The sequence below is a fragment of the uncultured Maribacter sp. genome (genome assembly GCF_963977385.1).
In the GTDB taxonomy this organism is placed as follows: domain Bacteria; phylum Bacteroidota; class Bacteroidia; order Flavobacteriales; family Flavobacteriaceae; genus Maribacter.
Genome location: NZ_CAXBOU010000019.1, coordinates 14,780 through 31,368 on the forward strand (window position 1 = coordinate 14,780; position 16,589 = coordinate 31,368).

At 35.7% G+C, this 16,589-nt stretch carries 13 protein-coding genes and 5 tRNA genes; 1 reads left to right on the top strand and 17 read right to left on the bottom strand.

Going from position 1 to position 16,589, the window contains the following annotated elements:
- The first annotated feature begins 72 nt into the window (after positions 1 to 72).
- Entirely contained in the window at positions 73 to 1,662 is a 1,590-nt protein-coding gene (locus AAC084_RS17440) for a peptide chain release factor 3 (RefSeq protein WP_339841527.1), read from the top strand.
- Positions 1,663 to 1,697: 35 nt separating this feature from the next.
- Here AAC084_RS17440 and AAC084_RS17445 read toward each other — a convergent pair whose 3' ends face one another.
- From AAC084_RS17445 to AAC084_RS17525, 17 genes are all read right to left on the bottom strand, one after another.
- A complete protein-coding gene (locus AAC084_RS17445; protein WP_091627306.1) occupies positions 1,698 to 2,012 on the bottom strand; it encodes a DUF3467 domain-containing protein in 315 nt (104 codons plus the stop codon).
- A gap of 50 nt (positions 2,013 to 2,062) precedes the next feature.
- The gene (rpoC, locus tag AAC084_RS17450) at positions 2,063 to 6,361 is read right to left on the bottom strand and encodes a DNA-directed RNA polymerase subunit beta' (RefSeq protein WP_339841528.1); all 4,299 of its coding nucleotides are present in this window, start codon (positions 6,359 to 6,361) and stop codon (positions 2,063 to 2,065) included.
- A gap of 62 nt (positions 6,362 to 6,423) precedes the next feature.
- A complete protein-coding gene (gene rpoB, locus AAC084_RS17455) occupies positions 6,424 to 10,233 on the bottom strand; it encodes a DNA-directed RNA polymerase subunit beta (RefSeq protein WP_339841529.1) in 3,810 nt (1,269 codons plus the stop codon).
- Between the two features lie 132 nt (positions 10,234 to 10,365).
- Positions 10,366 to 10,740 carry a 50S ribosomal protein L7/L12 gene (gene rplL, locus AAC084_RS17460; RefSeq protein WP_339841531.1) on the bottom strand — a complete coding sequence of 125 codons (375 nt, stop codon included), beginning with the start codon at positions 10,738 to 10,740 and terminating at the stop codon, positions 10,366 to 10,368.
- A gap of 51 nt (positions 10,741 to 10,791) precedes the next feature.
- Positions 10,792 to 11,307, bottom strand: a complete 516-nt coding sequence (gene rplJ, locus AAC084_RS17465; protein ID WP_339841532.1) for a 50S ribosomal protein L10 — start codon at positions 11,305 to 11,307, stop codon at positions 10,792 to 10,794.
- A gap of 26 nt (positions 11,308 to 11,333) precedes the next feature.
- Positions 11,334 to 12,023, bottom strand: coding sequence for a 50S ribosomal protein L1 (rplA, locus tag AAC084_RS17470; protein WP_339841534.1), 690 nt, complete (start codon positions 12,021 to 12,023; stop codon positions 11,334 to 11,336).
- An 18-nt stretch (positions 12,024 to 12,041) separates the two neighbouring features.
- Positions 12,042 to 12,479 (bottom strand): 50S ribosomal protein L11, encoded by a 438-nt coding sequence (gene rplK, locus AAC084_RS17475; protein ID WP_339841535.1) that lies wholly within the window; start codon positions 12,477 to 12,479, stop codon positions 12,042 to 12,044.
- A 71-nt stretch (positions 12,480 to 12,550) separates the two neighbouring features.
- Entirely contained in the window at positions 12,551 to 13,102 is a 552-nt protein-coding gene (nusG, locus tag AAC084_RS17480) for a transcription termination/antitermination protein NusG (protein WP_339841536.1), read from the bottom strand.
- Between the two features lie 8 nt (positions 13,103 to 13,110).
- Positions 13,111 to 13,299, bottom strand: a complete 189-nt coding sequence (gene secE / locus AAC084_RS17485) for a preprotein translocase subunit SecE (RefSeq protein ID WP_339841537.1) — start codon at positions 13,297 to 13,299, stop codon at positions 13,111 to 13,113.
- A 56-nt stretch (positions 13,300 to 13,355) separates the two neighbouring features.
- Positions 13,356 to 13,428: transfer RNA gene (locus AAC084_RS17490), tRNA-Trp, on the bottom strand.
- A 96-nt stretch (positions 13,429 to 13,524) separates the two neighbouring features.
- On the bottom strand, positions 13,525 to 14,712 hold the full coding sequence (tuf, locus tag AAC084_RS17495) for an elongation factor Tu (protein ID WP_339841538.1): 1,188 nt from the start codon (positions 14,710 to 14,712) through the stop codon (positions 13,525 to 13,527).
- Positions 14,713 to 14,767: 55 nt separating this feature from the next.
- A tRNA-Thr gene (locus tag AAC084_RS17500) sits at positions 14,768 to 14,839 on the bottom strand.
- 70 nt (positions 14,840 to 14,909) lie between these two features.
- Positions 14,910 to 14,982 (bottom strand) — tRNA-Gly (locus tag AAC084_RS17505).
- 49 nt (positions 14,983 to 15,031) lie between these two features.
- Positions 15,032 to 15,113 (bottom strand) — tRNA-Tyr (locus tag AAC084_RS17510).
- A gap of 27 nt (positions 15,114 to 15,140) precedes the next feature.
- A tRNA-Thr gene (locus AAC084_RS17515) sits at positions 15,141 to 15,214 on the bottom strand.
- Positions 15,215 to 15,316: 102 nt separating this feature from the next.
- Entirely contained in the window at positions 15,317 to 15,619 is a 303-nt protein-coding gene (raiA, locus tag AAC084_RS17520; protein ID WP_339841539.1) for a ribosome-associated translation inhibitor RaiA, read from the bottom strand.
- 42 nt (positions 15,620 to 15,661) lie between these two features.
- Complete coding sequence (locus AAC084_RS17525; protein WP_339841540.1) at positions 15,662 to 16,555, bottom strand: tyrosine-type recombinase/integrase; 894 nt, start codon at positions 16,553 to 16,555, stop codon at positions 15,662 to 15,664.
- Positions 16,556 to 16,589: the final 34 nt, after the last annotated feature.

Here is a 16,589-nt window from a genome sequence, read left to right on the forward strand (position 1 = left end):
AACAGTGATTTTGATTAATTAAACTTAAAGGATAAGAATTTAATTTATATTACTTTTGCACAAATATTCTACATGACTTTTAAGCAAGAAATAGAGCGAAGAAGAACCTTTGGCATAATTTCTCACCCCGATGCCGGTAAGACTACATTAACGGAAAAATTATTACTATTTGGAGGTGCCATTCAAGAAGCTGGAGCAGTTAAAAACAATAAGATTAAAAAATCGGCCACAAGTGATTTTATGGAGATTGAAAGACAAAGAGGGATCTCGGTAGCTACTTCTGTACTGGCTTTTATTTATAAGAATAAAAAAATAAATATTCTAGATACTCCTGGTCACAAAGATTTTGCAGAGGATACTTTTAGAACATTAACAGCGGTAGATAGTGTAATTGTAGTTATTGATGTTGCAAAAGGTGTCGAGGAACAGACTGTTAAATTAGTAGAAGTTTGTAGAATGCGAAAAATACCTATGTTGGTATTCATCAATAAAATGGATAGAGAAGGACAAGATGCATTTGACCTATTAGATGAATTAGAACAAAAATTAGGTCTTTCGGTAACTCCTCTAAGTTTCCCCATAGGTATGGGATATGACTTTAAAGGTATTTACAACATTTTTGAAAAAAATATTAATCTGTTTAGTGGAGACAGTAAGAAAAATATAGAACAAACTATTGCCTTTGATGATGTGACCAATCCTGAATTAGATAAAATAATTGGGACAAATGCAGCTACTGAATTAAGGGATAATCTAGAGTTAGTTTGGGGTGTTTACCCAAAATTCAATAAAGAATTATATTTAAAAGGAGACCAACAACCTGTATTTTTTGGGTCCGCATTAAATAATTTTGGAGTTAGAGAACTTTTAGATTGTTTTATCCAAATTGCCCCTACTCCACGCTCGAAGAATGCTGAAGAACGTTTAGTAGAAGCAAATGAAAAAGATATGACCGGATTTGTGTTTAAAATTCATGCTAACATGGATCCAAAACATCGTGATCGATTAGCATTTATAAAAGTAGTATCAGGTACATTTGAACGTAACAAACCTTACTTACATGTACGACAAGGAAAAAACTTAAAATTCTCAAGTCCGAATGCATTTTTCGCAGAAAAGAAAGAAATCGTTGATATTTCTTATCCTGGAGACATCGTAGGTCTACATGATACGGGAAACTTTAAAATTGGTGATACACTTACCGAGGGAGAAATTTTACATTACAAAGGCATACCAAGCTTCTCTCCAGAACATTTCAGGTATATTAATAATGCCGATCCAATGAAATCAAAGCAGCTGAACAAAGGCATTGACCAATTAATGGATGAAGGTGTTGCTCAATTATTTACTTTAGAATTGAACGGTAGAAAGGTGATTGGTACTGTAGGTGCTTTACAGTTTGAAGTTATACAATACAGACTTGAGCATGAATATGGAGCAAAATGCAGCTATGAAAATTTCAATGTACACAAAGCATGCTGGGTTGGTACCGAAAATAGAAAAACCGATGAATTCAAAGAATTTGAAAGGGTAAAACAAAAATTCTTAGCAAAAGATAAGAGGGGACAATTAGTATTTTTAGCAGATTCCCAATTTTCTTTACAAATGACGCAGCAAAAATACCCTTTAGTAAAATTTCATTTTACATCCGAATTTGAATAAAAAAAAAGACCAACTTTTAAAGTTGGTCTTTTTTTTTAAGCTTCTCCTGTTGGACCAAAATTCATTGGTATCGAAGGTTGTTCATAGTCTTTAATTGCACCATGTGCTTTCTCGAAACGTTGAACATTATCGTTCAGTGCTTTTAAAAATTTCTTAGCATGCTGGGGAGTCAAAATAATTCTACTCTTAACTTTTGCCTTTGGGGCACCGGGCATCATACTTATAAAATCAACTACAAACTCTGAAACTGAATGATTTATAATAGCTAGGTTAGAGTATATACCTTCCGCCATTTTTTCATCCAACTCAATATTAATTTGTTTTTGATTCGGATTTTTATTGTCACTCATATATTTATATTAAAAAAATAACCCCCAAATAAAATTTGAGGGTTATTGTATTAAAATCTTAAGGCCTCTTTTCTGGCCATTATCTCATCGTATTCTTCCTTAGACCCAACGATAATGCTATCGTAGTCTCTCATTCCAGTACCAGCCGGAATCTTATGTCCTACAATTACATTCTCTTTAAGACCTTCTAATGTATCAATTTTACCACTAACAGCAGCTTCATTCAATACTTTAGTTGTTTCTTGGAACGATGCTGCAGAAATAAATGATTTCGTCTGTAGCGATGCTCTTGTAATACCCTGTAAAATTGGGGTAGCAGTTGCCGATACAGCATCTCGCGCCTCTACCAAAGTCTTATCGCCACGTCTCAATAAAGAATTTTCATCCCTAAGTTCACGAGGAGTAACTATTTGACCTGGTTTAAGGTTATCTGAATCTCCAGATTCCATTACCACTTTCTTACCGAAGATATCATCATTTTCTTTAATGAAATCATCTTTATGTATCAGTTGATTTTCTAAGAAAATAGTATCTCCTGGATCTACTATTCTAACTTTTCTCATCATCTGTCTAACAACAACTTCAAAATGCTTATCGTTAATCTTCACACCTTGTAATCGATATACTTCTTGTACTTCGTTTACCAAATACTGTTGAACAGCAGATGGGCCCTTAATTTTAAGAATATCTTCAGGAGTAATAGAACCATCTGATAATGGCATTCCTGCACGAACGTAATCATTTTCCTGAACCAAAATCTGATTAGAAAGCTTAACTAAGTATTTCTTGACTTCGCCCAATTTAGATTCTATAATAATCTCACGATTACCTCTTTTAATTTTTCCAAAAGAAACAACACCATCAATTTCTGATACTACTGCTGGATTGGAAGGGTTACGTGCTTCAAAAAGTTCAGTTACTCTTGGAAGACCACCCGTAATATCACCTGCCTTAGCAGATTTACGAGGTATTTTCACAAGAATTTTACCTTCCTTAATCTTATCACCATCATCTACCATGATGTGTGATCCAACCGGAAGGTTATATGAACGTAATGTTTCACCTTTACTATCTTGAATCAAAAGAGTTGGTATTAACTTCTTATTTCTAGATTCAGAAATTACTTTTTCTTGGAAACCTGTTTGCTCATCGATCTCAACTTGATAAGTTATACCTTGCTCAATATTCTCATAAGCAATTTTACCAGGAAATTCAGAAACGATTACACCGTTATATGGATCCCAAGAACAAATTACATCTCCTTTAGTAACCTTAGCACCGTTCTCAACAAATAATTGTGAACCGTAAGGAATGTTACTAGTACTTAACGTAATTCCTGTTTTAGCATCAACAACCTTTATTTCACTTGTTCTTGAAATAACAATCTCTGCAGGCTTACCATCTGATCCTTCTCCTGAAACAGTTCTTAAATCTTCAATTTCGGCAACCCCTGAAAATTTAACCTCTAATTTATTATCTTCTGATATGTTACCCGCAATACCACCAACGTGGAAAGTTCTTAATGTAAGTTGTGTACCTGGCTCACCAATTGACTGAGCAGCAACTACACCAACAGCTTCACCTCTTTGTACCATTTTATTGGTAGAAAGGTTTCTTCCGTAACATTTTGCACAAATACCTTTATCAGCCTCACAAGTAAGAGCTGAACGAACTTCTACTTTCTCAATTGGAGAAGCTTCAATTTTCTTAACATCGGCTTCCATTATTTGTTGACCTGAAGTAAGAACTAATTCTTCTGTCATTGGGTTATAAACATCATGTAATGATACACGACCTAAAATTCTTTCCCCAAGACTTTCTACTATTTCTTCGTTCTTTTTAAGGGCCTGAACTTCAACACCTCTTAACGTTTCACAATCTTCTGTATTAATAATTACATCTTGTGATACATCAACCAATCTTCTAGTTAAGTAACCAGCATCTGCCGTTTTCAAAGCTGTATCCGCAAGTCCTTTACGAGCACCGTGTGTTGATATAAAGTACTCCAAAATGGATAAACCTTCCTTAAAATTAGAAAGGATAGGGTTTTCAATAATTTCCCCACCACCTGCTGTAGATTTTTTAGGCTTAGCCATCAAACCACGCATACCTGTTAACTGGCGAATTTGTTCCTTAGAACCCCTTGCACCAGAATCAAGCATCATATATACTGAGTTGAAACCTTGTTGATCTTCACGAATACGCTTCATTGCCAATTCGGTCAATTGCGCATTTGTAGATGTCCACACATCAATTACTTGATTGTAACGCTCATTATTAGTAATCAGACCCATATTATAGTTGGCCTTGATACCATCAACTTGTACGTTAGCTTCAGCAATCATTTCATGCTTCTCCTGTGGAATAATAATATCTCCTAAACTAAAGGATAATCCGCCCTTAAATGCGAAATCATATCCCATTGTCTTAATCTTATCCAAGAAATCGGCCGTTGTAGGAACATCGGTCACTCTCAAAATACCACCAATAATATCACGAAGTGATTTCTTGTTTAATACATCATTGATGTAACCTGCAGCTTCTGGAACTTCCATGTTAAACAACACTCTTCCAACTGTAGTTGGAATGATCTTGAAAACTAATTCTCCTTCTTCATTAAAATCTTTTGCTCTAACTTTTATACCAGCATTTAAATCAACCATTCCTTCATTGAAGGCTATTTCTACCTCCTCATATGAATAAAATGTAATTCCTTCACCTTTTACAACAAGCTCTGGTGTTGATTTTCTTTCTTTGGTCATATAATAAAGACCCAAAACCATATCCTGAGATGGTACAGTAATCGGTGAACCATTTGCTGGGTTCAGAATATTATGTGAAGCCAACATTAATAATTGACATTCCAAAATTGCTTCTGGTCCCAATGGAAGGTGAACCGCCATCTGATCACCATCAAAATCCGCATTAAATGCAGTACATACTAATGGGTGCAAACGTATTGCTTTACCTTCAATAAGTTTTGGCTGGAACGCTTGAATACCTAAACGGTGTAATGTAGGAGCCCTGTTCAACATTACAGGATGTCCCTTCAATACATTTTCCAAAATATCCCAAACTACAGGCTCTTTCTTATCTATTATTTTCTTAGCAGATTTTACTGTCTTAACAATACCTCTTTCAATCAACTTTCTGATTACAAATGGCTTGTACAGTTCAGCTGCCATATCTTTTGGAAGTCCACATTCGAACAACCTCATTTCTGGTCCAACAACAATTACAGAACGTGCTGAATAATCTACACGCTTACCTAATAAGTTTTGACGGAAACGACCTTGCTTACCTTTCAATGAATCAGAAAGGGATTTCAATGGTCTATTTGATTCTGTCTTAACTGCGGATGCTTTTCTTGTATTATCAAACAAAGAATCTACAGCCTCTTGAAGCATACGTTTTTCATTACGTAAAATTACTTCTGGTGCTTTTATTTCTACTAACCTCTTTAGACGGTTATTTCTAATGATTACCCTTCTGTAAAGATCATTTAAATCTGATGTTGCAAAACGACCACCATCCAACGGTACTAATGGACGTAATTCTGGTGGAATAACCGGAATTACTTTCATAATCATCCATTCTGGCTCATTTTCTCTATTTTCTTGAGATTCTCTTAGAGCTTCAACTACCTGTAAACGTTTTAAAGCTTCCGTTTTACGTTGCTTTGAAGTTTCAGTATTTGCTTTATGTCTTAATTCAAAAGAAAGTTCTTTTAGGTTGATTCTACCCAATAAATCAATTAGACATTCTGCACCCATTTTAGCAATAAACTTATTTGGGTCAGAATCTTCTAAATATTGATTTTCTGGTGGAATAGTCTCTAAAATATTCAAGTACTCTTCCTCAGTTAAGAAATCCATCTTTTGAATTTCTTCCCCTTCTGGACCTTTAGCTACACCTGGCTGAATTACTACGTAACGTTCGTAGTATATAATCATATCCAATTTCTTGGAAGGTAAACCTAATAGGTAACCTATTTTATTAGGTAAAGAACGGAAATACCATATGTGAGCTACTGGTACTACCAAGTTAATATGACCTACACGATCTCTTCTTACTTTTTTCTCAGTAACTTCTACACCACAACGGTCACAAACTATACCGCGGTAACGAATACGTTTATATTTACCACAAGCACATTCATAATCCTTAACAGGACCGAAAATACGCTCACAGAATAAACCATCACGTTCTGGTTTGTGAGTTCTATAATTAATTGTTTCAGGTTTTAAAACTTCACCTCTAGATTCTGCCAAAATTGACTCTGGCGAAGCTAATCCTATTGAAATTTTATCGAACCTTTTTATTGGGTTATTATCTTTTATTCTTGCCATAATAGCGTGCTGATAATGTTTTAATTTGTTTTACTTAATAGTTCTTCAATATAAATATTGAACTATTCCTCAAGTCTAATATCCAAACCTAATCCCTTAAGTTCGTGCATTAAAACGTTGAAAGATTCTGGTAAACCAGGCTCTGGCATTGTTTCACCTTTAACGATAGATTCATAGGTCTTAGCTCTTCCGATAACATCATCAGACTTAACCGTTAAAATCTCACGTAAAGTTGCAGAAGCACCGTATGCTTCAAGTGCCCAAACTTCCATTTCTCCAAAACGTTGACCTCCAAATTGAGCTTTACCACCCAATGGTTGTTGCGTTATTAAAGAATATGGTCCTATAGAACGTGCATGCATTTTATCATCTACCATGTGACCAAGTTTCAACATGTAAATCACACCTACCGTAGCAGGTTGATCAAAGCGTTGTCCTGTTCCACCATCGAATAAGTATGTATGTCCAAATCTTGGAATACCTGCTTCGTCAGTATAGGCGTTAATTTGGTCTAAAGTTGCACCATCAAAAATTGGTGTCGCAAACTTCTTACCTAATTTAAGACCTGCCCAACCTAATACAGTTTCATAAATCTGCCCGATGTTCATACGAGATGGTACACCCAATGGATTCAAAACAATATCAACAGGAGTTCCATCTTCTAAGAAAGGCATGTCTTCATGACGTACTATTCTAGAGACAATACCTTTGTTACCGTGTCTACCAGCCATTTTATCACCAACCTTAAGTTTACGCTTTTTAGCTACATAAACCTTAGCAAGTTTCATAATACCAGCAGGCAATTCATCTCCAACAGATATGGTAAACTTATCTCTTCTTAAGTTACCTTGTAAATCGTTAAGTTTAATTTTATAGTTGTGAAGTAAATCAGCAACCAACGTATTTGTTTCATTATCCGTAGTCCAACTTCCGCCTACCAAGTGAGCGAAATCATCAACAGAATTCAACATTTTCATGGTATACTTTTTACCCTTAGGTAAAACCTCTTCCCCTAAATCGTTAAGCACACCTTGTGAAGTTTTACCATTAACTATGGTAAATAATTTTTCAACAAGTACATCCTTCAATTCTTGGAACTTTACTTCATATTCCAGTTCCAGTTTAGAAAGCTCTTCTTTATCTTCAGAACGTTTTCTCTTATCTTTTACAGACCTCGAAAACAATTTCTTTTCAATAACAACACCTCTCAAAGAAGGTGATGCTTTTAAAGAGGCATCCTTAACATCTCCGGCTTTATCACCAAAGATTGCACGTAATAATTTTTCTTCAGGAGTAGGATCTGATTCACCTTTTGGTGTAATCTTACCGATAAGAATATCACCTGGCTTAACCTCGGCACCTATTCTAATCATACCATTTTCATCCAAGTCTTTTGTAGCCTCTTCAGAAACATTTGGTATATCATGAGTAAGCTCCTCAGCTCCTAATTTAGTATCTCTTACTTCTAATGAATATTCATCAACATGAATAGATGTGAAAATATCTTCACGAACAACTTTTTCAGAAATTACAATTGCATCCTCAAAGTTGTAACCCTTCCAAGGCATAAATGCCACAGTTAAGTTTCTACCTAAAGCTAATTCACCTTTCTCAGTTGCATAACCCTCACAAAGAACTTGTCCCTTTTTAACTCTATCACCTTTTTGAACAATAGGTTTTAGGTTAATATTGGTACCCTGGTTAGTTTTTCTAAACTTAACCAAGAAATAAGTTTTCTCATCTTCTTCAAAACTGATTAATCTTTCATTTTCAGTTCTATCATATTTAATAGTAACTTTCTGAGAATCTACATATTCAATAACTCCATCACCCTCTGCATTTATTAATACTCTAGAATCAGAAGCCACTTGACGCTCCAATCCTGTACCAACAATAGGTGATTGAGGTTTCAACAACGGTACCGCCTGGCGCATCATGTTAGATCCCATCAACGCTCTGTTCGCATCATCATGCTCCAAAAATGGAATTAAAGATGCGGAAATAGAGGCTATTTGATTTGGTGCTACATCCGTATATTGAATATCCGATGGATCTACTACTGGGAAATCTCCTTCTTCTCTTGCAATAATTTTATCAGCATCTATAGTACCATCTTCTTTCATAGGAATGTTTGCTTGCGCAATTTTCATTCCTTCTTCTTCTTCAGCACTTAGATATGTAAAATTGTTTATATCAACAACAGAATTAGTAACCTTTCTATATGGTGTTTCTAAGAATCCCATAGGGTTCACTTTCGCAAAAACAGAAAGTGAAGAAATTAATCCAATATTTGGACCCTCTGGAGTTTCAATAGGACATAAACGACCATAGTGTGTATAGTGAACATCACGTACTTCAAAACCAGCACGCTCTCTAGAAAGACCTCCTGGCCCTAGAGCAGACAATCTTCTTTTATGCGTTATCTCTGCCAATGGATTCGTTTGATCCATAAACTGAGATAATTGATTGGTTCCAAAGAAAGAATTAATAACTGAAGACAATGTCTTAGCATTAATTAAATCTATAGGTGTAAATACCTCATTATCACGAACATTCATACGTTCACGAATAGTTCTAGCCATACGAGCCAAACCTACACCGAACTGTGAAGATAATTGCTCACCTACAGTTCTAACACGACGGTTAGAAAGGTGGTCAATATCATCAATCTCCGCTTTTGAGTTAATTAACTCAATTAAATATTTTATAATTGTTATAATATCTTCTTTGGTCAAGACTTGCTTGTCCATTCCGATATCTAACTGTAATTTTTTGTTCATTCTGTAACGACCAACTTCACCTAAGTTGTAACGTTGATCAGAGAAGAATAATTTATCAATTATACCACGAGCCGTTTCCTCATCTGGCGGCTCAGCATTACGTAGTTGACGGTAGATGTGTTCAACTGCTTCTTTTTCAGAGTTAGTTGGATCCTTCTGTAACGTATTATGAATAATAGCATAGTCAGACTGCGCATTATTCTCTTTATGTAAAAGAACAGTTTTTACATCTGCATCAATAATTTCTGCAATGTGTTCTTTCTCAAGAATTGTATCACGATCAAGTACAATTTCATTACGTTCAATTGACACAACTTCACCAGTATCCTCATCGACAAAATCCTCATGCCATGTATTTAATACTCTAGCAGCCAATTTACGCCCTAATACTTTTTTAAGTCCGGCATTAGAAACCTTAACCTCTTCAGAAAGGTCAAATATCTCTAATATATCCTTATCACGCTCAAAACCAATAGCTCTGAACAATGTAGTAACCGGTAATTTTTTCTTTCTATCGATATAAGCATACATTACGCCATTAATATCGGTAGCAAATTCTATCCAAGAACCTTTAAAAGGAATTACCCTAGCAGAATATAATTTTGTTCCGTTTGCATGAAATGACTGACCAAAGAAAACCCCTGGAGATCTATGCAACTGAGAAACCACAACTCTTTCCGCACCATTGATTACAAAGGTTCCACTAGGAGTCATGTAAGGTATTGTACCCAAATACACATCTTGTACTATCGTCTCAAAATCCTCATGTTCCGGATCCGTACAATACAACTTTAAACGTGCTTTTAACGGTACGCTATATGTAAGACCACGCTCAATACATTCTTGAATCGAATATCTTGGCGGATCTATAAAATAATCTAAGAATTCCAATACAAACTGATTTCTAGTATCAGTTATTGGAAAATTTTCCATGAAGGTGTTATAAAGACCTTCATTACCTCTTTCATCTGATTTAGTCTCTAGTTGAAAAAAGTCTTGAAAAGATTTAATCTGAATATCCAAGAAATCCGGATAATCCGGTGTGTTTCTTGCGGAAGCAAAGCTTATTCTTTCAGTCTGATTTGTGAACATCTACGGACAGTGTTTTGATCGTGAGTACTAAATGGGTCGTATACCTCTAAATATACCTAATTCTATAAAAAGGCTTAGGTCTAACCGCAAAAAGCGAAAAGACCTAAACCAAAAATGATATGGTTGTTGCTATTATTTAAGCTCAACTTCTGCTCCAGCTTCTTCCAATGATTTTTTGATACCTTCTGCTTCATCTTTAGAAACAGCTTCTTTAACAGCTTTAGGTGCGCTATCAACAATATCCTTTGCATCTTTCAAACCTAAACCAGTTAATTCTTTAACCAATTTAACTACTGCTAATTTAGAAGCACCTGCTGCTTTCAAAATTACGTCAAATTCAGTTTTTTCTTCAGCTGCTTCAGCCGCTTCACCACCACCAGCAGCTACTGCTACTGCTGCCGCTGCAGGCTCAATACCGTACTCATCTTTTAATATACCAGCTAACTCGTTTACTTCTTTTACCGTAAGGTTAACTAATTGTTCTGCGAAATCTTTTAAATCTGCCATTTTCTTTCGTTTAATAAAATTTTTAAAATATACTTAGTTTATAGTGCGTACTTATCTTTCAGATAATGTTTTAAGGATTCCAGCAAGTTTACCACCACCAGATTTAAGTCCAGAAATAACATTCTTGGCAGGAGATTGTAATAATCCAATAATCTCACCAATCATTTCTTCTTTAGACTTAATGCTAACTAAAGCATCCAAATTCTCATCACCTATGTAAACTGCTTCTTCTACAAAAGCTCCTTTCAATAAAGGTTTTTTAGATTTTTTTCTAAAATTCTTTATCAACTTTGCAGGAGCATTGGCAACATCTGAAAACATTAAAGAGGTATTTCCCTTTAACACTCCAGGTAATTCGCCAAAATCTTTATCAGAAGCATCCATTGCTTTTGCAAGCAATGTATTCTTAACTACAGCCAGTCTAATATCAGCCTTAAAGCAAGCCCTTCTTAAATTAGAAGTTGTACCAGCATCTAAACCAGATATATCTGCTAAATAGATTGTTGTACTATCTGCTAACTGCGTAGTCAAATCTTTTATAACCGTTGCTTTCTCTTCTCTTGTCATACTTATAATTTTTAACTAGCAGTTTGTTAAACTGACTTTGGATCTAATTGCAAACTAGGGCTCATTGTGCTAGACATGAAAATACTTTTCATATAAACACCTTTTGCCGCAGTTGGCTTCATCTTATTCAAAGTATCTAACAACTCCTTAGCATTATCTGCTATTTTATCTGCAGAAAAAGAAGCTTTACCTATCGCAGCATGTACGATACCAGTTTTATCAACTTTAAAATCTATTTTACCTGCCTTTACTTCAGCTACAGCCTTAGCCACATCCATAGTTACAGTACCTGTTTTTGGATTGGGCATTAAACCTCTTGGACCTAATACACGACCTAAAGGACCTAATTTACCCATAACGCTTGGCATAGTGATGATAACATCAACATCCGTCCAACCATTTTTAATTTTTTCCAAATACTCATCTAACCCAACATAATCAGCACCAGCTTCCTGAGCCTCTGCTTCTTTATCTGGGGTTACCAATGCTAAAACCTTAACATCTTTACCAGTACCATGAGGTAGTGTTACTACACCACGAACCATTTGATTTGCTTTCCTTGGATCTACACCCAAACGAATAGCCAAATCTACAGACGCATCAAATTTTGTATTGGTTATCTCTTTTATTAAAGCAGAAGCTTCCGTTACAGAGTATAATTTATCTTTCTCTATTTTGGAGTGCGCTTCCTTTTGCTTCTTAGTTAACTTTGCCATTTAATTGCTTTTAAGATTTTAAAAAGGTTTTTTTCCTGCTACCTTCATACCCATAGAACGTGCAGTACCTGCTATCATACTCATAGCTGATTCTACTGTAAATGCGTTAAGGTCAACCATTTTATCTTCGGCAATTGCCTTGATTTGGTCCCAGGTAACACTACCTAATTTTACTCTGTTAGGTTCGCCAGATCCTTTTTTAATCTTAGCCGCTTCCAATAGCTGAATTGCCGCCGGTGGTGTTTTTACAACGAAGTCGAAAGACTTATCCTTGTAAACGGTGATAACAACTGGTAATACTTTACCTGGTTTATCCTGTGTACGAGCATTAAACTGCTTACAGAATTCCATTATGTTAACACCAGCAGCACCTAAGGCGGGTCCAACCGGTGGCGACGGATTCGCTGCACCTCCCCTAACTTGTAGTTTAACTACTTTACCTATTTCTTTTGCCATTGTTTAAAATTAAATTGAAAGTGTGTTTACGGAAGCAACACTACTTTAAAATATGTATGTAACACTTATTCTTATACTTTCTCAACTTGCATGTAACTAAGCTCTAAAGGTGTCTTTCTTCCAAAAATCTTCACCATTACCTCAAGCTTACGTTTTTCTTCATTAATTTTCTCAACAGTACCGTTAAAACCATTAAACGGACCATCAATCACCTTAACTGTTTCACCAAATACAAATGGAATTGCTATGCTATCAGTATTAACAGCAAGCTCATCAACCTTACCTAGCATTCTATTTACTTCGTTTTTCCTTAACGGAACTGGATCACCACCTTTAGTTTCTCCTAAAAAGCCAATAACATTAGTAATTGACCTGATGATATGAACCATCTCCCCTCCCAAGTTAGCCTTGATCATAATATAACCAGGAAAATAAACTCTTTCTTTGTTTATCTTCTTGCCATTTCTAATCTGAACTACTTTTTCAGTAGGCACAAGAACATCTTCTAAGTAGTCAGAAAAACCATGACGTTCTACTTCACTCTCAATGTATCCTTTGATTTTATTCTCTTGACCACTGACAGCCCTTACAACATACCATTTTTTATCTAATACTTCTGACATAGGACCTACTAGTTTAAAACGGTGTTGAAATATAACTTAATCACTTTACTAAAGACCGTATCTACACCCCAAGTCGCTAAAGCAAAAAGGATAGAAAACACAGCTACAATAACCATCAAATTTGATGATTCTGCACGTGAAGGAAGAGTAATACTATTCCTTAACTCTTCAACGGATTCTTTTATATATGTGAACATTTAAATTCTGTTTTACAATTTCAACAAAAAGGATATTTCTTCCAAATTCTATTGTGCACGGGAGGAGAGACTCGAACTCCCGACACCTGGTTTTGGAGACCAGTGCTCTACCAACTGAGCTACACCCGTATGAATAGTGATATAAAACCACTTATTCCTTTATTTGCATGTAAAGGTGTCCCGCTTGAGCAAGACACCCTTATACACAATACTCTTTATATTAATCTACTCTATAATCTTAGTTACTTGACCAGCACCTACTGTTCTACCACCTTCACGGATAGCAAAACGAAGACCTACGCTCAATGCGATTGGCTGAATCAATTCAACTGTAATTGTAAGGTTATCACCAGGCATAACCATTTCAACACCAGATGGAAGTGAAATATTACCTGTTACATCTGTAGTTCTTACATAGAACTGTGGACGATAGTTATTGTGAAATGGCGTATGACGACCACCTTCTTCTTTTTTCAATACATAAACTTCAGCTTCAAATTTAGCGTGCGGCTTAACAGAACCTGGCTTACAGATTACCATACCACGGCTAATTTGAGATTTTTCAATACCTCTCAATAAGATACCAACATTATCACCAGCTTCACCTCTATCCAATATCTTACGGAACATCTCAACCCCAGTAACTGTAGAGTTTAATTTTTCAGCACCCATACCAATGATCTCAACTGCATCACCAGTGTTTGCGATACCAGTCTCGATACGACCAGTAGCAACAGTACCACGACCAGTAATAGTAAATACATCTTCAACAGGCATCAAGAAAGGCTTTTCAACATCTCTTACAGGAAGTTCGATCCAGCTATCAACAGCCTCCATCAATTCCATTACTGTATCAACCCATTTTTGCTCACCGTTCAATGCACCTAATGCAGAACCTGCAATTACAGGACCATTATCACCATCATACTCATAAAAAGAAAGCAATTCTCTAACTTCCATCTCAACAAGCTCGATCAATTCCTCATCATCAACCATATCCACTTTATTCATGAATACAACCATTCTAGGAATACCAACCTGACGACCTAAAAGGATATGCTCACGAGTTTGTGGCATTGGACCATCTGTAGCAGCAACAACCAATATAGCACCATCCATTTGAGCAGCACCAGTAACCATGTTCTTTACGTAATCCGCGTGACCAGGACAGTCAACGTGTGCGTAGTGACGGTTAGCTGTAGAATACTCTACGTGTGAAGTGTTAATTGTAATACCTCTTTCTTTTTCCTCAGGAGCGTTATCGATAGAATCGAAACTTCTCATTTCAGAAAGACCCGCGTTAGCCAATACCGTAGTAATAGCAGCAGTCAATGTAGTTTTACCGTGATCCACGTGTCCAATAGTACCTATATTTAAGTGCGGTTTGGAACGATCGAAAGTTTCCTTTGCCATGTTTAATGAATTTTAATCTTAGTTTATATTAGTGTACAAATTTATACCTTAATTGAGCCAATGACGAGAATTGAACTCGTGACCTCTTCCTTACCAAGGAAACGCTCTACCCCTGAGCTACACCGGCGTAAAGTGTTGAACCTACCTAAAAGATAGATTCCTGCCTTCGCAGGATGACATTTCTGTCACAATTATAGAGCGGGAGACCGGGTTCGAACCGGCGACATTCAGCTTGGAAGGCTGACGCTCTACCAACTGAGCTACTCCCGCTTATAAAATTACAATATTTCAATCTTAAAATTCTTTAATAAAAGTTTAGTGGGGAGAGCAGGATTCGAACCTGCGAAGACGTAGTCAGCAGATTTACAGTCTGCCCTCGTTGGCCGCTTGAGTATCTCCCCTCAAACTAATATTTTAAAGAACTTAAGAGCCGATGGAGGGACTCGAACCCACGACCTGCTGATTACAAATCAGCTGCTCTAGCCAGCTGAGCTACATCGGCTTATTTCACAACTTTTCTGTCATAAAAAAGCCCGCTATTTCTAACGGACTGCAAATGTATAGTATTTTTTGTTTATTCAAAACAAATTTTTAAAAATTTTTATCAAGCTTGTAATCTTAATTTCTCCTTTTGCTTTATTAACCTTCTTTCCAGCGAACTACAAGCTAAATCTACCGCCTCTTCAAAGGATTTGCATTGTTTTTTAACAACAAATTTATCTTTTGGTACTGTTATTTTTATTTCTACTATTTTATTCGCCTTAGAACTTGTGTTTTCTACTTTCATATAAACATCAGAGCTAATAACCTTAGAATAAAAGGTTTCAACTTTATCGAGCCTGTTCTGCAGAAAATTTATCAATTCACTGTCTGCATTAAAATTTACCGATTGCGTATTTACTTTCATAGTCAGAAATTAACGGCTAAATAAATTAACCTGATTATACAATTATTCTTTATTTCCTCTTGGATGCGATTTTAAATGAACTTTCTTCAATTCAGCAATACTATTATGCGTATAAACTTGAGTTGAAGCTAAACTTGCATGCCCCAACAACTCTTTTACAGCATTTAAATCAGCTCCCTTATTCAAAAGATGCGTAGCAAAGGTATGTCTCAAGATATGTGGACTTGTCTTTACCTTTGAGGAAACTACTCTAAAATACTTGTTTATTAATCTATAAACAAGAGTTTCGTACATTTTATTGCCCGATTTCGCAAGAAATACAAGGCCAGGTTCTTTAATATCAACAAGCATCAATCGCTTTTTGAAATAAGCCTCAAATTTGCTTTTAGTTTCTAGCAACATTGGTATGTATCGTTCTTTATTTCGTTTTCCCAAAACTTTTATGGTCATGTTCTCGAAATCTACATCAGACATTTTAAGCGCCAATAACTCTGCCCTACGCACACCTGTCGTATATAAAACATGTATCAGCAACTCATCTCTAACACCCTCAAAATCATCTGCATACTCCATAACTGAAAGTACTTTATGCATTTCTAATTCCGAAAATGGTATCTCAATTTTTTTTGATGTTTTTAGCGCTTTATGCTTTACTAGTGGGTTTGTGTCTAGAACCTCTATTTTTTGAAGAAATTTGAAATAGGACTTTAATGAGGAAATTTTTCTATTTATAGAACGATTATTAATCTCTCTTTCAGACAAATCAACGATCCAAAAACGAATAAGACTATAATCTGCCGCATCAATATCACCAACATCATATTGCACCTTACAAAAATGACTGAATTCAAGAATATCTTTTTCATAAGCCTTTATCGTATGTTTAGAATAATTTTTTTCCAAAGATAAATACGAAATGAATTCAGTCACTAGCATACTCTAAAGGTATCAAAAGATTTAAATCACTTGG